The sequence below is a fragment of the Mesorhizobium sp. M0306 genome (assembly GCF_040321655.1).
Taxonomy (GTDB): Bacteria; Pseudomonadota; Alphaproteobacteria; order Rhizobiales; family Rhizobiaceae; genus Mesorhizobium.
Genome location: NZ_JAMYRY010000002.1, coordinates 234728 through 250947, shown reverse-complemented (window position 1 = coordinate 250947; position 16220 = coordinate 234728). Strand labels below are relative to the sequence as shown.

The window sequence follows — 16220 nt, the reverse complement described above, 5'->3', positions numbered from 1 at the left end:
GCCATGATTTTGCCGCAACGCTGACATTTCACCTTTTATCTCAAACTGTTAGACGATCACGGCAAATTTCGAAGCGTCGTCATCTTTTGTTCGCGGAATGGGAACGGAAGAGGTAGACGAGCATTGTTTTGCGACGCGTCAACCGATACGAGTCAAAAAATGACGCACTGCACCATAAATAATTGGCGGAGTAGCTGAAGTGTCACTTCTGCAAATCTACTGGCGAGCGCTCGGTTATCTCGCTGCCGACAGGAAACGCGTTGCGTTTATCTGCGGGGCGAATGTCGCGCTTGCCATTATCGCCATCCTCGAGCCGATCATGTTCGGCCGGGTGATCGATGCCATTTCGGACCGCGGCTCGGTATTCTCGACGCTCGCAATGTGGGCCGGCCTCGGCGCGTTCAACATTATCGCCTTCGTTCTGGTGGCGCGCGGCGCCGATCGCTTTGCCCACCAGCGGCGCAGCGAGGTTCTTTGCCAGTCGTTCGAGCGCGTGATCACCATGCCGCTTGCCTGGCATCATCAGCGCGGCACCTCCAATTCCCTGCACACGCTCCTGCGTGCCATCGAGACCTTGTTCAGCCTCTGGCTGGAATTTATGCGGCAGCATCTGTCGACCGCGGTCGCGCTGGTTCTGCTGGTGCCCACGGCGCTCAGCATGGATATCCGCATGTCGATGGTGCTGCTGGCGCTTGGCGCGCTCTATGTCGGCATCGGACGGCTGGTGATGCGGCGCACCAAGGAAGGCCAGGCGGCCGTAGAGCGGCACTACCACAAGGTATTTGCGCATGTGACCGACTCGGTCAGCAACGTCGCCGTCCTGCAGAGCTACAACCGCATCGGCCATGAGACCGAGGCGCTGAAGCGCTACGTCAAGAACCTGCTCGACGCACAGAATCCCGTACTCGACTGGTGGGCGATGGCCAACGCGCTGCACCGCCTGTCGTCGACGATTTCGATGATGGTGGTGCTGTTGATTGGCGCCTATCTGGTGACGCACGGCCAGTTGCGCATCGGCGACGTCATCGCCTTTACCGGCTTTGCCACGCTGCTGATTGCCCGGCTCGATCAGATGTCGGCTTTCGCCAACCAGATTTCCGAGGCACGCGCCAAGCTCGAGGAATTCTACTATCTCGAGGACTCTGCTTCCGATGCCGCCGAGCCCGACGGGCTGCGCGAGCTCGTCAACGTCACCGGTCATGTGCGTTTCGAGAATGTCTGCTTCGAGTTCGGCAATTCCGGGCAGGGCGTCGACGACGCGTCGTTCGAGGTCCAGGCCGGCCAGACCGTCGCCATCGTCGGCCCGACGGGCGCCGGCAAGACGACGCTCATCAACCTTCTGCAGCGCGTCTTTACCCCGTCCAGCGGCCGTATCCTGATCGACGGCATCGACACCCGCACGGTGACCCGCAAGTCGCTGCGCCATTCGATCGCCACCGTGTTCCAGGATGCCGGCCTGCTCAACCGCTCGATCGAGGACAACATCCGCGTCGGCCGTGCGGAGGCGACCTATGACGAGGTCCATGCTGCGGCCAATGCCGCCGCCGCCCAGGATTTCATCCTGTCGAAATGCGAGGGCTATGACACGGTCGTCGGCGAACGCGGCGGACAGCTGTCCGGTGGCGAGCGCCAGCGCATCGCGATCGCCCGCGCGGTGCTGAAGGACGCGCCCATCCTGGTTCTCGACGAGGCGACCAGCGCGCTCGACGTCGAGACGGAAGATCGCGTCAAGGACGCCATCGATGAGTTGCGGCGCGGCCGCACCACCTTCATCATCGCCCACCGACTGACCACCGTTCGCGACGCCGATCTGGTCGTGTTCATGGACAAGGGCCGGGTGGTCGAGATGGGCGGGTTCACCGAACTGTCGCTGCGCAACGGCCGCTTCGCCAGCCTGCTGCGCGCCGGCGGTCTGCTCAACGACGAGGAGGTCCGCCGCCTCAGCCGTCCGGTGAACGAAGCCGCCTGAGTGCTCTCCCTTCTCCCCTTGTGGGAGAAGGTGGCCTCGCGAAGCGAGGTCGGATGAGGGATGCTTCAGCTTGGCGCAAATCTTCATCCAAAATCCAGACTTCGGCGCACGGCAAATAGGATCATTGGCGCCTCACTCCGTCCAACACCCCTCATCCGGCTCGGCGCTACGCGCCGATCCACCTTGTCCCACAAGGGGAGAAGGGAAGACGCACCGCCGCTGTGGTTGCCGCCACTCCGCCGGGGGTCTATGTAAAGCCGCATGAGCGACACGACTTCACGCCTCTCCGGCTGGATGGATCTTGCCAACCCGACGCGGTTCGTCGCGCTGGCCGACAAGGTCGTGCCGTGGCTGGCGAGCGTGGCCGCCATAATCCTCGCTGTCGGTCTCTATATGAGCTTCGCGGCGCCTGAGGACTTCCAGCAGGGCATCACCGTGCGCATCATGTATATCCACGTGCCATTCGCCTGGCTTGCCATGATGTGCTACACGCTTATGGCGGTCTCCGCGCTTGGCACGCTGGTCTGGCGCCATCCGCTGGCCGACGTGGCGCTGAAATCGGCGGCACCCATCGGCGCCGTCTTCACCGCCCTTGCGCTGATCACCGGTTCGATCTGGGGTAAGCCGATGTGGGGCACCTGGTGGGTGTGGGACGCTCGGCTGACCTCGGTCTTCATCCTGTTCCTGATGTATCTCGGCATCATCGCCCTGACCCGCGCGCTCGACGATGCCGGGCGCGCCGCCTGGGCCGCCGCCATCATCACCCTGGTCGGGTTCATCAACATCCCGATCATCAAATTTTCGGTCGACTGGTGGAACACCCTGCACCAGCCGGCGTCGGTGTTCCGGCTCGGCGGGCCGACCATCGATCCAAGCCTGTTGTGGCCCTTGCTGGTGATGGCACTCGGCTTCACAGTGCTGTTCTTCGCGCTGCATCTGACGGCAATGCGCACCGAGATCCGGCGCCGCCGCGTCATTTCGATGCGCCGGGTTGCCGCGAGGCAAGCCGAGCGTTAGCCAACCGACAGGATCAAGCCATACGTCCTCGCGCCTTGAGCGGCAGCGTCTCGATCACCGTCTCGCCTTCGATCAGATGCACCTCGTCGAACAGGTTGGTGACGACGCAGCAATGGTCGGGCACGACCCGCACGCGCTCGCCGATGCGAAGCTCGGCGTCGCCTGACAGCGTGACATTGCCGTGCTCTTCGCTGAGGCTGGTCACTCTTGCGCCTGAAATGCCCAGCAGCTCGCCGAAATCGGCGAGCCCCAGCGTGTCGCTAGACAGGGCCTTGCTGCCGGCGTCGAGTATGGCGCGCGTCGGCGTTGGACGGCTGACCACCGTCGACAGCACCGTCAGCGCGCAATCGTCGAGGCTGCCGACGCCTTTGGCGACCTGGTAGCGGTCGAGATAGATGTAGGTGCCGGGGCGGTATTCGGTAACGACGGAATGCTCGCCGGAACGCCACATGTCGGGCGTGCCGCCGCTGGAGATACGATCGCAGGCAAGGCCGGATGCGGCAAGCGCTTGCTGCGCATCGGCGAGCCACGCCTCGGTCTCAACGGCGCGGCCCGCCCCCGGGTAGGTCATCAAGCCGCCGAAGACGAGCCCCCGGACCTTGTCGATCTCGCTCGCCAGCGCGACTGCTTCGCCGGCCGACTGCACACCGCAGCGGCCCATGCCGGTGTCGCATTCGACCAGCACCGGCAGGCGGTGGCCGGGATCGGTAAAGGTGGCGGCAAGTCCCATCAGGGTGTCCATGCTGTCGGTCGTCACCGACAGGGTTACGCGGCCGTGCAGCGCCTTGAGGCGCCCCAGCTTGGCCCGCCCGAGGATATTGTAGGGCAGAAAGATGTCGGTCAGTCCGGCATCGGCCATGACCTCGGCCTCGCCGATCTTCTGGCAGGTGATGCCGATGGCGCCCGCCGCGACCTGCTTCTTCGCCCAATAGGGCAGCTTGTGGGTCTTGATGTGCGGCCGGAGCTTCAGCCCATGGCTGTCGGCATGGGCCTGCGCCCGCGCGATATTGGCTTCGGCGCGGTCGGCATCGATCAGGATCGCTGGCGTATCGAGGTCGTCTATGCTGCGCATGGAATGTCACCTTTGGGAATTTGTCGGGACTTATGGCCCTGATCGTCGCCGATGTCATGAGGCCAGAATGCGGTTTACGTCGACACCGGATCGGTGTTCGGTTATGCGCTGTAGGCGCCGCCTGAAGAAGGAACCACGATCATGAAACGCTCCGCCATCAACGACATCATCCGCGACGCCGACGCTTTCATCCGCTCGTTCGGCTACATCATGCCGCCCTTCGCCTACTGGACCCCGGAAGAGATGAAGGCGCGCCGGCAGGATTCGGCGGCGATCTTCTCTTCTCGGCTTGGCTGGGACATCACCGACTACGGCCAGGGCAAGTTTGACGACCTCGGCCTGTTCCTGTTCACCGTTCGCAACGGCCGCTACGAGGACATGAAGAAGGGCATGGGCATGCTCTATGCCGAGAAGATCATGATCTCGCGCAAGGATCAGCTGTCGCCGATGCACCGCCACAACATCAAGGCCGAGGACATCATCAACCGTGGCGGCGGCAAACTGGTGCTGGAGCTGTTCATGCATGATCGCGATGGCGGCATCGATCCGAAGGCCGAAGTATCGGTGCCTGTCGACGGAACCATCCACAGACTACCTGCGGGTGGGCTCCTGAAGCTCGACCCAGGCCAGAGCGTCACTTTGCTGCCGGGTGTCTGGCACGCCTTCTGGGCCGAGGGCAAGGACGTGCTGATCGGCGAGGTTTCGACCGTCAACGACGATCTCACCGACAACGTCTTCCGCGAGCCGATCGGCCGCTTCGCGGACATCGACGAGGACACAGCACCGCTGCACCTGTTGGTGTCCGATTACGAGAAGTGGGTGGGGTAGGGCAGGGTGGCGAGGAACACTTACGCTTGAGAGTGAAGGTCCTCGGCAATCAGCCGCTTCTGTCGCAAGTCGACCCGAGTCGTTGTGCACAGCTGATCCAGCGGCATTTTGACGTGGGCTTCGTCAAGCGGGATTAGCGCGTAGTAATTGCCCTCGCCGGGCTGTGGGATTGGCGCCGGGGCCGACTTGTCATCGTCGGAATCGACTCGTGAGGCAGCAATGATGACGCCTCGGGAATCGTATACCGCGTAAAGCGCTATTGGCATGTCTTGGCTCCTCAGGGAGAACTTATCGCCGCGAATCTTATTTGCATATCGTCTGATACGTTCGTCTGTATTACCTCGGTCTGGCCTGTCTCGTCGATGTAGGTATACAGGCTTTCCCAGCGCAAAGTGGCCGTGCGAAGCACGACTGCCGCACGTACCGAGTACCCCCAGTAGGCATCGCCTGTTCCGAGCTTCCAAAACCACACCATTTGGCTGCCAGCTCGTTGGAAAGTGGATTGAGTGACGAAAGTGGCCAAGGAAGTCTCCTTGCAGCTTGATTTCCGTAGAACCTGGAACTCTCGAGGAGTTTTCTTGGCAACATCCGCTTGCGACTGCCAGAGGATAGGGAACACGAGCACCCACGGACGGATAGGCATTTCAACCCCGCGAGACTGAATTTGCGGGAGAAGATGGCACCGGTCAAGCGTCAATCTTCGGTGGCAATGGGCTGCTGCGCACGCTTTTCGTGCATTTCCACTCCTGGTCTAACGCTGATGCTTGTCGACCCGGCGGTTGCCCAGCAGCAGCTTGCGTTCGAGATGCGCCCGCAACTCCCCGTAATACGCCGTCAGGAACGCACGTGCGTCATGGGCTTGGGGCGCCGCGCCGATCTTGCGTCCGATCGTTTCGGCCACCGTCCGCAGGGCGAAATAGTCGTCGCGGCGCAGCACCTCCTCCAGCTTGTGGAGTTCGGCAATCCCGTAGGCATCGAGCTGGGCGTGGCTGAACCGGAACGCGCCGGCCGCCGGATCCTGTCGTGCCGACAGGTCTTCAAGCAAGGCGCGCTTCGGCGCCTCGACCACCCAGGTCCCCGCCAACAGGTCGCCGATCCGCATGCGGTCTCGATTGAACAGCGGGAACAAGGCAAACAGCAGCGTCCACACCAGTCCGAACACCGTCGTCAGCGTGTCGGCGAGGTCTGTCCCGCTGCGTCCAACGATGATCGACAGCGGCAGGAACACCTCGATCTCGCGCATCAGGTTGCGGGCTATCACCTGGTCGATCGACAGGCCGTCTCCACTGCGCGACGCGACCCGGATGCCGACGATCCGCTTGCCGGGCGTAGACGCGCGCCGGCCCGCTTCGAAGACGATGAAGTAGGCGTTGCGCAGAAAGAAGATCAGGATGATCCAGACGACAAAGAGCGGCTGAAATCCCTCGCTGCCCAGGCCTCCCACCCCGAACAGCGCGACGATCGTGATCACGATTGCAGCTACGGCGATGAACACGACGTCGAGAAGGAAGGCGGCAGCCCGCGTGCCGGCGTCGGCCAACTTTATCCGGAGATCGACGCCTTCGGGCGTGATCAGCGGCCGTATTGCGGTGAAGGCGGCGCGTTTAACGATCGCCATGCCGCACCGCCCGGAACATATAGAAATAACCGATCCACAGCACCAGCATGCCACCGCCAATGGCGTAGCGCGTGACGTCGCTGGTGATGGTCTGCCTGCCAATGCCCTCGAGCAGCCCGGCAAACAGCAGCATGACCGAGACCCCGACCATGGCATTTGCGGCGATGCGTCCGGCGCGAGCCGCTGCCGCCATGCGTGTCAATTCGCCGGGAAAGGCGATACTCGTGCCGATGCGCATGCCGGCTGCGCCGGCCAAAGAGATTGCGAACAATTCGGTGGTACCGTGGATGGCCAGCCACCCGCCGAGCTCCATGCCTAGCCCTTTGGACCAATAGACTTGGAACAACGCCCCGATCATGCAGCCGTTGAACAGCATCAGCAGTACCGTCGGCACGGCGAAGGCAAAGCCGAGGGCGAAGGCCAGGATCGCGACCTGGACGTTGTGCGTGAACAGATAGGCGGCAAAGCCTGAGAGAAAGCCATTGTCGCCATCATAAAGCATGCCGCGCAGCAGTTCGGCCGAGGTGTCGGGGCCGCGGCCTCCTGCCAGGCCGGGCGGGATGATCGCGTCGAACCAGCTCTTGTCGGATGCCACCAGCCAGGCGCCTGCACCAATGCCGATCACCATCAGCGCGACCGACGCCAATGTCTCGCGCCACAGGTCGCGAATGGCCTCGGGCCAGTCGTGCAGGAAGAAATCGGCGAGGCGCTGCCGCAGCCCGCGCCGCGCGCCGTAGAGATAGAAATAACCGCGCAGCGACAGCGCTTCGAGATAGCCGACCAGCGCGTTGTCGAGCGAGGTCGCGCGCGCCACCGAAAGGGAAGACAGCGCCGATCGATAGAGCAGCGGCAGCGACAGCAGCTCTTCTTCGGAAAGCGTCCGCGGCGCACGCTTCTCGATACGCGCCAGCAGCGCCTCGAATGCTTTCCAGTCGGCCTCGCGCTCGCGGCGGAAGCTGGCCAGCGACTGGCGTACCGCATCGCCGCGTACAGCATTGCCGGCGACTGGCGCCGTCACAGCAAATCCTCCTGCTTGAACTGCAGATAGCGCTCGACCAGCGCGGGACCCAGCCGGTTGTGGTCGGCTTCGATCACATGCGCCCCGAGCAGCCGCAGCCGGCCGATGACGACCTGCCTTTCGCGCAAGAGCCCTCCGGCAACGACCGCGCGGGCAACGTCCTCGCCGGAGCGTGGCGGCATGTCGGCCAGGCCCTCCAGTTCGGTGTCCTTCATCATCATGAACAGCACGAGATGCCGCTCGGTGAGCCGGCCCACGGTGCGCAGCATCAATTCGGCACTGATCGGATCGACGAAATCGGTGAAGATGATGACCAGCGAGCGGCGGTCGAGCCGCGCCGCCAGCGTCGTCAATGCCAGCGTGAAATTGGTCTCCTCGCTGGAATAGTCGATCTCGGCGGCCCGTTTCTGGATCATCGCAAAGCTGGCGGGGCCGCGTACCGCGCCGCTTGAAACGCGCGGCCTTGCATCGAAGCCGAACAGGCTGACCATGTCGCCGCCCTTCAGCGCGATGAATGCCGACAGCAAGGCGGCCGTTACCGCCCGGTCTACCTTCGGCACTCCGTCGACCGGCTCGCACATCAGGCGTCCGCTATCGATGGCCAGCACGATGTTGTTGTTCTCCTCGATGCGGAACTCGCGCGCCAAGAGCTTGCCGTGGCGGGCGCTGCGCTTCCAGTCGATCATCCGCCGGCCCATGCCCGGCTGGTAATCCTTGAGCGCGTCGAACTCGCGGCCTTGACCGGCGCGGCGCTGCGCATGGCCTTCGGCAAGCGCCGCATGTTGCAGCAGCGTGATCGCCTCGCCGCGGGCGCTGCTGACGTCGGGCAGCACCGCGACCTTGCTTTCCACTGGCAGCACGACCTGGTTCCAGACCAGCCCGAACGGCCCGCGCCAGCGCACCCATAGACGGTCGAAGCTGGCGACGCCGCGCCGCAGCGCCTGGAAGCGAAGGTCGAGCGACCCGCCTCCGGCCGTCGGCTGCAAGGCCCCGCCGCTGCCGTCCACCGGCGCCAGACGCGCATCGTGGCCGACGCGAACCTCCGCGGCGCGCGACCGCCCCGAATGACGGGCGGCGATTTGCACGCCGAATTCCCCGCCGACACCGACCTGCTGCGGCGCATCGATGCTGGCATTCAGCGATGCCCGTCCGCGTCCTGCCGCGGCATCCACCGCCAGGAAGGCAAGCAGCAGGCAACTCCACAGCAATCCCAGATACCAGAACGACGGCAGTGCCAGCGCGACCAGGAAGGCCGGCACCGCGCCGGCCGCTGCTGCCCATACCGCTCGGCCGCTGGGATAGATCAACGTGGTGCTTCCGTCTGGTCGACCAGGTCGGAGACGATCTGCTCGACCAGGCGGCCATCGATCTGGGCCGCAGGCGAAAGGATGACGCGATGGCGCAGCGCCGGCACTGCCAGCGCCTTGACGTCGTCGGGGATCACATAGGCCCGTCCGTCCAGCGCCGCCCGGGCACGCGCCGCCCGCGCCAGCATGGCGCCCGCGCGCGGGCTGGCCCCGACTTCCAGATCGGCATTTTCGCGCGTAGCCCGAACCAGCGCCGCTATGTAGCCGACGACATCGTCGACGAGGGTGACGGAGCCGACGACTTCAAGGGCCTCCTGCAGCGTCTCGCGGTTAGTCTGTGCCTTGATGCCATATTGCGCGATATCGTGCGAGGCGGAGCCGCCGCCGTGATGGACGATGATGGCTCGTTCTTCCTCGGGGCCGGGATAGCTGACGCGGTGCTTGAACAGGAAGCGGTCGAGCTGCGCCTCCGGCAGCGGATAGACACCTTGGTGCTCGATCGGATTCTGGGTCGCGACGACCATGAAATTGCGGCCGAGCGAATGCGTGGTGCCGTCGAAGGTGACCGCATGCTCCTGCATCGCCTCGAGCAACGCGGCTTGCGTCTTGGGCGGCGTGCGGTTGATTTCGTCGGCAAGCAGAAGATCGCAGAAGATCGGACCGCGCGTCAGCGTGAACTGCCCGGTCTGGAAGTTGTAGATGTTCGACCCGACGATATCGCCGGGCATCAGGTCCGGCGTGAACTGGATGCGCCCGTAGGCGATCCCAAGCGCCTGGGCGAAGCAGCGTGCGGTCATTGTCTTGGCCGTACCGGGAGGACCTTCGAGCAGGATATGCCCGCCCGCGAACAAGGCGGTCAGCATCAGGTCGACCGTATCGTGCTGCCCGGTAATCGCCTTGGCCACTTCTTCCCTGATCCGTGTCGCCAGGGCCTTCACATCATCGACGTTCACCGAGCCTCCTTGCCGTCCAGTCGTGCAGCCGCTCAGCTGCCTGTTGCATCTGCGTCAGGTTCTTGGCCTCGCCGGCGGCTTGCGAACGCGTCGTGAAGCCGCCGGCTTGCTCCTTATCGCGAGAGTCGAGCCAGTGGTCGAGCGCTTTGCCTTGCAGCCCTTGCGGTGCGCCGAGCAGCGCGCCGGCGCGCACCCGCATCAAGGCCGCATAGCGGCCTCCCAGCTCGTCCAGCCGGCCGGCACGCCGCATGAGCATCGCCGTCGTATCGACCAGCGCACGCTTGCCGAAGGCGATCGCGCGCTGGTCGGCGCGCGGCGGGCCGAACCGGCCAAGGCCATGCAGGAACGCCAGCGCCGCGGCGACCAGGATCGTCAGTGTCAGCGCCAGGAACGGCGGCTCGACCAGAAGCTTGGCCAGATCATACTTTCGCCCCGCGCCGTGCAGCGTCAGATCGAACATCACCGGCCCGTCGTCCGGCTGGAGCAAGGCGATCAGCGCGAGCGCGGCTGCTGCCTTTTCGGGATCCTTGAGGGCGGCGTTGTTGATCAGGTCAGGGTCAGTCAGGATATAGAACGGCTTGTCGTCTAGTTCGGTAAGCACAGCCTTGTCATTGCCGGCTGCGATGAGAGGGTACTTGTCGGCCACCCACTGCAATTCTTCGGGTGCGGCAACCATGTTGCCTTCGATGTCGAGTTGCTTTGCCGTGCTCTGGCCGGCACCGACCTTTGCATCGGCAATGCGGCCAAGCCATTCGTTCACCACCGAATCGGGCAATCGCCCGAATTTCATGTTCCAGCCTTCATGCTCCTGCAGCGGCAGGATCTGCCATTTGGGCAGCACGAAGAGCGTGTTCTGGTCCCGGCGAAGGTTGAGGATGTGGTCGAGCGCTCCCGGATCGCTATCGGGCGAGATGGTGACGATCAGCAGCATGTCGGTGCCGAGATCGTCCTCGGTCCGCGCCATGGCCGGCGTCTCGCCGGTGAGCCGCAGCCATTCAGCCAGGCCGGCGTAGCCGACGCCGCTTTTCGACAGCGGCGTGGCGCCGCCATTGCCGGGCTGCCGGAAGTCGGGAGCATAGGTGGACAGCAGAAAGAAACCGGCTGCCGCAAGCAGGCTGGCGAAAATTCCCCAAAACAGTGTCTTTCGATTGAACGGCTCCTGCGCCTCGACCGCGGGTGCGCTCACGTCCAGGCATCCCGGAAGGCGAAACGTTCATAGGCGCCGCGTGCTTGCCGCCAGCCTTCCGCGCCGACCGGCCGGCGCGCGAACAGCGCCGCCTCGACAATGCGGGCGATCTCGGTAAACGCATGGCGTGCCCTTCCCGGCAGGGAAGGGGCATTGGCGATGTCGCGCGCGGTGAGCGACGGGCGCAGGAAGTCCGGCAGTCGGCCGGCAATATCGGCGACGCTGCGCCGAAGCAAAAGGTGAACCGCCTCGTCATAGTCGCCGCGTGCGGCCAGCGCATCCGCTTGCGACAGCAGGATCTGCGCGGCGCCGGCGTCGGGACGCCAGGTTTCTTCGTCTTCGACTTCGGGCCGAGCGCGCTGCCACGGCAGCCGCCAGGCGATGCCTTTCACCTCGAGGAAGACCAAAAGCAGGATGATTGCGACGCCCGATATCACCGCCCCCCAGAACAGATAGATCATGTATGGACCGAGCCACGACAAAAAATCCTGCAGAGGTTTCAGCCACTCGGGCGGCTTTGGCGGCACATAGGCCGGCAGGTCGAACTGGATCGACTCATCGGCGATCAGCTGCTTGTGCAGATTGGTCAGCCATTCGGCTTCCGCTGTGCCTGGCTGTGCCAACGCCACCCGCTCCCCTGCAACCTGTGGTTCCCAGCCGACACTGACAATGCAGCGGAAGAATTGCAAGTGGGCTGGACGGCGACCTTCAATCTTGGCAGATTTACCAGCGGGGCCGCCAGCCACATGCGGCGGCGAGGCAGGGGGACGTATCGTGACATCAGTGACACTGGAACGGCCGAACAAATTTCGCATCGGCAGGGTTTTCAACGACAGCTTCGCTGTCATCAGCCGCAATCCAGTGCTTTGCCTCGGATTGGCAATGCTGTTCTCAGGCTTGCCTACGCTCCTTTACCAGCTTTGGATTTGGAAATGGGCGACCAACGTCGAGGCTGGCGTTCCGGAGTTCTCAGCCCAACGAATCATTGCCACGATCGTTGCCGTGCTGGTTTCCATGACACTGTCGGCAATCCTGCAGGCGGCGCTGGTGCGTGCCGCGATCGAGGATCTGAACGGCAAGCGACCATCGATTGGCGATTGCCTCAAGACGGCAATCTCCCTCCTACTGCCGGTGATAGGCATCGCGCTGCTGGTGAGCCTCGGCGCGGCCGCCGGCGCGATGCTTCTGCTCGTTCCTGGCATCATATTGTGGCTTCGTTGGTCTGTCGCGGTGCCTGTTTTGGTTCAGGAAAGACTGGGGGTCTTCGGCAGCATGAAACGCAGCCGGGAACTTACCAAAGGAAGCCGCTGGGCTCTGTTCGGATTCTGGATTGTCCTGTTCATAGCTGTGGTGCTGATCCAGGCCGTGCTCAGCCCTGCGATCATGGTCTTTGGCCTAACCACAGGCATATTTCTTGGCGCCCTGGTGACAGCGATCGTATCCATTGTGACGTCGATTGCCCCGGCAGTCAGCTATGTCGAGCTGCGCCAGGTCAAGGAAGGCACCAGCGTCGAAGACTTGGCGGAGATCTTCTCGTGAAGAGACTTCGCTAGGCTCCGCCGGCGACAGTTCTAACGCGCGCTCGCGCAGGCTGAGGCCGCTCACAAGAGCTTCTTAGTCTGTTGCGCCGGCAAGACGGCGGCCAGCCGGTTCGCCCATTCCTCGATGCCGGAGCGGCCCGCCAGCAGGTCCTGCCTGATCTCGATGAGGACGGCCCGAATGCCGCGATCGTCGCCATGGACGGGTATGGCATAGTCGCCGTCACGGCTGATCACATAGGGCTCGTTTGCCGCGGCGTTGACCGCACTGTCGGCACGCAGGCCGGCAAGCACTGCCTGGCCGAAATCGACTGCCCGGTCGTAAAGCACACCGGCGTGCCAGGGCCTGGCAATGCCGAGGAAGACCGGCGTGAAGGAGTGGATCGTCGCGATCCGCGTCGGTCTGCCCTGCTTCGCCCGGTCGTCGAGATGGGCGGCCACGCGGTCATGAAACGGCGTGAACATGATTTCGGCACGCCGGCTTCGCTCCTCCGGATCGAGGCCGACATTGCCAGGAATGCCGGTGTCCTCCGACACCACCGGAATGCTGCCGCTGGAACCAAGCGGCCGGTTGAGATCGATCAAAAGCCGCGAATAGGAGCTGAGGAAAGCCGGAGCATCGAGCAGCTTCGACAGAGCGCGGGTCACTTCGGCGGCGCCGATGTCCCAGGCGATATGGCGCTGCAAATGGCTGCTGTCGAGACCGAGCCGCGCATACTCGGCCGGGATGTGATTGGACGCGTGCTCGCATATCAGAACGATATCGGAACGCCCCGTTTCGTTGATCGCTTCGACCGCTGGTGGCCAACCGTGAGGCTGGATGGCGCTGGCAAGCGGCTCAGCCATCAATAGAGCGTCCGGTAGAGGTCGCAGACAGCCACTGGATCGAGACCAGCGAGGCGCCCGGTCTCGTGCCGCTTGAGGCCGACAAAGGTCTCGACGAAGACTGGCGCGAACCATCCCGTGACGGTCTTGTCGGCGACGAGCGCGTCGAGTGCCGCCGCAAGCGTTTCCGGCAGCCTTACGAGGCCGAGCTTCTTGCGCTCGGCAGCGCTCATCTGCGTCGGGTCGCCCGAGACCAGCGGCGGCGCCGGCAACTTGGCCTTCAGCCCTTCCAGCCCGGCGCGCACGATGGCCGCCAGCGACAAATAGGGATTGCCGGTGGCGTCGGCTGCCCGGTATTCGATATTGTACTGCAGCGCCGGATCGCGCCCGCCGATCGTCGCCGTCGGGCAGATGCGCAGGCTAGCCTCGCGGTCGCGGTCGGCAAGCCAGGTGTAGGACGAGCTCCAGCTATGCGGCTTCAGCCGGTAGTAGGACGACACACTCGCCGCCGTCATGGCGGTGATCGCGGGCAGGTGGCGCAGCACGCCGGCGCAGAACGACGCGGCCCGGCTGGAAAGGCCGCCGGGCTGGGCCGGGTCGTAGGTCGCCGGCTTGCCGGCCTCGTCGACGAAACTGAAATGGATGTGGACGCCGTTGCCGACGGCATCCGGCGCGATCTTGGGCGCGAAGCTCGCCCGCCAGCCGGCACATCGCGCGACTTCGCGCGTGATCTCGCGGATGGCGACGGCGCGATCGGCCGCGGCAAGCGCATCGGCTGGCTCGCATGTCACCTCGAATTGGTCGGTGCCGAATTCGGCGATCACCACTTCGGGCGCGACGCCGGCTTCCGCCAGCGCCGCCATCAGATTGGCGGCAAACGGGTCGGCGCGGCGCAGTGCTGCCAACGACATCGAATGAGCCGGGCCAAAGTCGCCCTCGATGTGGAATTCATGCTCGAAGGCGGCGATGACGGAAAGCCCGGCCGCCGCCTTCAACTCCGCCAGCGCATCGCTCAGCATGGTCCGCGTACAGCCGACCCACGGGCTGCCGTCGAGTTCGACGATGTTGCCGGCGACCATGTCGAAAGGCGTCGGCGATCCGGTCAGCGCCGTGCGAAACTGCGCGTTGAGATCGGGAACGAGACGCACGTCGCCGGACGAGCCCCACGGATTGGGGTCGACGATCGAATTGAACGGCGTCAGCGACAGATTGGCCTGCAACCAGCCGACGCCGGTCGCGGCGATCGTCTGCAGCCTGCTTTCGACGACGGAGCGGCCGCGCGTGATCGCCGAAAGGTCGGTGGTGACGACGGCAACCAGCGGTTCGACTGTCATGCAGCTTTTCCCAAGGCTTCGAAACGGGCCGTAACGGTGGCGGTATCGGCGACCCAGCAATAGCCGCCAAACGCCTTAAGCGCGCCGTCATGGCGCTCCTGCGAGGCGGCGGCGCAGGCATCCGATACGCACGTGACGAGGTAGCCGCGATCGGCGGCATCGCGCACCGCCATGTCGACGCACTGGTCGGTCATGATGCCGGCGACGATCAGGTAGCGAACGCCGAGGTTTTTCAGGACATAATCGATGTTGGTCGAGTTGAAGACGCCCGATGACGTCTTCGGCAGCATGATCTCGTCGCCGACCGGCGCCAGCGACGGCACCGGCAGGCCCTCCGGCCGGCTCGGCGCGATGTGGATCGGCGTCAGCTTGTGGTCGAGCGAGCGATCGCGGCCATCCTCGGTCAGGCTTTGGATGATGGTATGGATCACCTCGACGCCGTTGGCCCGCGCCGCCGCCAGCAGGCGCTCCTGGTTGGGGATCGTTTGCGACGCCGTCTGCTGGTAGAAATAGTGATCGGGACCGCGCTCCGGATGCGCCGGATCGGCGCCGGGCTCCAGCCAGACCCGTTGCATGTCGACCAGCAGCAGCGCGGTTTCGCCGGCCCGGAACGGCTCGTTTCGTTTCGGCAATGCTGGCGTCATGCTTTCTGGTCCTGTGTTGCTGATCACAATCCGGCTGATTTAGCTGATTTTGGTCCACGCGTCCTGCGTGGCGGACACACTTATTGGGAGTATTCGAAGTCGCTAATTTGAGCTAAACTTTGTTTCGGGCGTGGAGACGGGGGTCTCTGTCATGATCGATTCAGACGTGTTCGACTTTGTCGAACGCTGCAGGAAACATACAGCTACCGGGCCGCTGCTAAGTGACCTTCTCGAAACCGTGAGGAATCTCGGCTTCGAGCACCTTATTCTGAGCGGTGTGCCGCTCAGTGGCCAGAAACTTGCGCCGATGGTCGAACTGAATGGCTGGCCGGCCGGCTGGTTCGAACGCTATGTCGAGGCCGAGCATGCCGCGGTTGATGGTGTTTGCATCTACTCGGCAAAAACCCTGAAGCCGTTCCTTTGGTCCGAAGTCCCGGCAAAGTGGTCGGATACGGAAGGTTCACGACGGGTCGCCGGCGAGGCGACGGAGTTCGGCATCTGTAGCGGCTTCGCTGTGCCGATGCTCAGCATTCACCATTGGCAATCCGTGCTGTCGTTTGCCTCTTCCGCGAAGTCCTGCACCCTCTCGCCGCGCCATCAAGTGCAACTGGTGACCATGGCGGTCTATGCCGGCATGTCGATCCAGGCCTTGGCGGACGACAATGATGACGATGAAGGCGTGCTGACCGACCGGGAAAAAGAGGTGCTGCTCTGGGCCGCAGCCGGCAAGACCTCGTCGGAAACATCCCAAATCCTTGGTCTGACCGAGCGAACGGTCAAATGGCATTCGACAAGAGCCCGTGAGGCTTTTGGCGTCGCAACGACCACGCAGGCGGTCGTCGAGGCAGTGCGCCGGCGCCTGATCCACCCCTAAACGCGTCAACTGTCCCATCGGACAGGTGACGTACATT

The 16220-nt window shown here is 63.9% G+C and carries 15 protein-coding genes; 5 read left to right on the top strand and 10 right to left on the bottom strand.

Going from position 1 to position 16220, the window contains the following annotated elements; genetic code table 11:
* The first annotated feature begins 199 nt into the window (after positions 1 to 199).
* Both NKI95_RS06170 and NKI95_RS06165 read left to right on the top strand, forming a co-directional pair.
* Positions 200 to 1969 carry a glucan ABC transporter ATP-binding protein/ permease gene (locus NKI95_RS06170; protein WP_352714931.1) on the top strand — a complete coding sequence of 590 codons (1770 nt, stop codon included), beginning with the start codon at positions 200 to 202 and terminating at the stop codon, positions 1967 to 1969.
* Between the two features lie 261 nt (positions 1970 to 2230).
* Complete coding sequence (locus tag NKI95_RS06165) at positions 2231 to 2986, top strand: heme ABC transporter permease (protein ID WP_352714929.1); 756 nt, start codon at positions 2231 to 2233, stop codon at positions 2984 to 2986.
* A 13-nt stretch (positions 2987 to 2999) separates the two neighbouring features.
* On the opposite strand, the gene NKI95_RS06160 is transcribed toward NKI95_RS06165, so the two are convergent.
* Entirely contained in the window at positions 3000 to 4058 is a 1059-nt protein-coding gene (locus tag NKI95_RS06160; protein WP_352714927.1) for a D-TA family PLP-dependent enzyme, read from the bottom strand.
* 141 nt (positions 4059 to 4199) lie between these two features.
* Between NKI95_RS06160 and NKI95_RS06155 the strand changes: the two genes are divergently transcribed.
* Entirely contained in the window at positions 4200 to 4886 is a 687-nt protein-coding gene (locus tag NKI95_RS06155; RefSeq protein WP_352714925.1) for a D-lyxose/D-mannose family sugar isomerase, read from the top strand.
* A 751-nt stretch (positions 4887 to 5637) separates the two neighbouring features.
* Here NKI95_RS06155 and NKI95_RS06150 read toward each other — a convergent pair.
* The 6 genes from NKI95_RS06150 to NKI95_RS06125 form a co-directional block, all read right to left on the bottom strand.
* Positions 5638 to 6426: an RDD family protein gene (locus tag NKI95_RS06150; RefSeq protein ID WP_352714923.1), complete on the bottom strand. Its 789-nt coding sequence runs from the start codon at positions 6424 to 6426 to the stop codon at positions 5638 to 5640.
* 64 nt (positions 6427 to 6490) lie between these two features.
* Positions 6491 to 7522, bottom strand: coding sequence for a stage II sporulation protein M (locus NKI95_RS06145; protein ID WP_352714921.1), 1032 nt, complete (start codon positions 7520 to 7522; stop codon positions 6491 to 6493).
* Entirely contained in the window at positions 7519 to 8829 is a 1311-nt protein-coding gene (locus NKI95_RS06140) for a DUF58 domain-containing protein (protein ID WP_352714920.1), read from the bottom strand. The genes NKI95_RS06145 and NKI95_RS06140 overlap by 4 nt, the downstream gene beginning before the upstream one ends.
* A complete protein-coding gene (locus NKI95_RS06135; protein WP_352714918.1) occupies positions 8826 to 9782 on the bottom strand; it encodes an AAA family ATPase in 957 nt (318 codons plus the stop codon). Before NKI95_RS06135 ends, NKI95_RS06140 begins: the two co-directional genes overlap by 4 nt.
* Positions 9769 to 10968: a DUF4350 domain-containing protein gene (locus NKI95_RS06130; RefSeq protein WP_352714916.1), complete on the bottom strand. Its 1200-nt coding sequence runs from the start codon at positions 10966 to 10968 to the stop codon at positions 9769 to 9771. Before NKI95_RS06130 ends, NKI95_RS06135 begins: the two co-directional genes overlap by 14 nt.
* Entirely contained in the window at positions 10965 to 11597 is a 633-nt protein-coding gene (locus NKI95_RS06125; RefSeq protein WP_352714914.1) for a DUF4129 domain-containing protein, read from the bottom strand. The genes NKI95_RS06130 and NKI95_RS06125 overlap by 4 nt, the downstream gene beginning before the upstream one ends.
* A gap of 40 nt (positions 11598 to 11637) precedes the next feature.
* Here NKI95_RS06125 and NKI95_RS06120 point away from each other — a divergent pair, with 40 nt between their 5' ends.
* On the top strand, positions 11638 to 12507 hold the full coding sequence (locus tag NKI95_RS06120; RefSeq protein WP_352714912.1) for a hypothetical protein: 870 nt from the start codon (positions 11638 to 11640) through the stop codon (positions 12505 to 12507).
* A gap of 62 nt (positions 12508 to 12569) precedes the next feature.
* On the opposite strand, the gene NKI95_RS06115 is transcribed toward NKI95_RS06120, so the two are convergent.
* Genes NKI95_RS06115 through NKI95_RS06105 form a run of 3 tightly spaced genes read right to left on the bottom strand, consistent with a single transcriptional unit; the run spans position 12570 to position 15309 of the window.
* Positions 12570 to 13352: an N-formylglutamate amidohydrolase gene (locus tag NKI95_RS06115; protein ID WP_352714910.1), complete on the bottom strand. Its 783-nt coding sequence runs from the start codon at positions 13350 to 13352 to the stop codon at positions 12570 to 12572.
* On the bottom strand, positions 13352 to 14665 hold the full coding sequence (locus tag NKI95_RS06110) for a type I glutamate--ammonia ligase (protein WP_352714908.1): 1314 nt from the start codon (positions 14663 to 14665) through the stop codon (positions 13352 to 13354). The genes NKI95_RS06115 and NKI95_RS06110 overlap by 1 nt, the downstream gene beginning before the upstream one ends.
* On the bottom strand, positions 14662 to 15309 hold the full coding sequence (locus tag NKI95_RS06105; protein WP_352714906.1) for a cysteine hydrolase family protein: 648 nt from the start codon (positions 15307 to 15309) through the stop codon (positions 14662 to 14664). Before NKI95_RS06105 ends, NKI95_RS06110 begins: the two co-directional genes overlap by 4 nt.
* Positions 15310 to 15460: 151 nt before the next feature.
* Between NKI95_RS06105 and NKI95_RS06100 the strand changes: the two genes are divergently transcribed.
* Positions 15461 to 16183: a LuxR family transcriptional regulator gene (locus tag NKI95_RS06100; protein ID WP_352714904.1), complete on the top strand. Its 723-nt coding sequence runs from the start codon at positions 15461 to 15463 to the stop codon at positions 16181 to 16183.
* The last annotated feature ends 37 nt before the right edge of the window (positions 16184 to 16220 follow it).

Bases quoted from the DNA above. Each gene is read 5' to 3' on its own strand.
- NKI95_RS06115 (WP_352714910.1), bottom strand. From the start codon at position 13,352: ATGGCTGAGCCGCTTGCCAGCGCCATCCAGCCTCACGGTTGGCCACCA.
- NKI95_RS06100 (WP_352714904.1), top strand. From the start codon at position 15,461: ATGATCGATTCAGACGTGTTCGACTTTGTCGAACGCTGCAGGAAACAT.
- NKI95_RS06120 (WP_352714912.1), top strand. From the start codon at position 11,638: ATGCAGCGGAAGAATTGCAAGTGGGCTGGACGGCGACCTTCAATCTTG.
- NKI95_RS06165 (WP_352714929.1), top strand. From the start codon at position 2,231: ATGAGCGACACGACTTCACGCCTCTCCGGCTGGATGGATCTTGCCAAC.
- NKI95_RS06155 (WP_352714925.1), top strand. From the start codon at position 4,200: ATGAAACGCTCCGCCATCAACGACATCATCCGCGACGCCGACGCTTTC.
- NKI95_RS06105 (WP_352714906.1), bottom strand. From the start codon at position 15,309: ATGACGCCAGCATTGCCGAAACGAAACGAGCCGTTCCGGGCCGGCGAA.
- NKI95_RS06160 (WP_352714927.1), bottom strand. From the start codon at position 4,058: ATGCGCAGCATAGACGACCTCGATACGCCAGCGATCCTGATCGATGCC.
- NKI95_RS06110 (WP_352714908.1), bottom strand. From the start codon at position 14,665: ATGACAGTCGAACCGCTGGTTGCCGTCGTCACCACCGACCTTTCGGCG.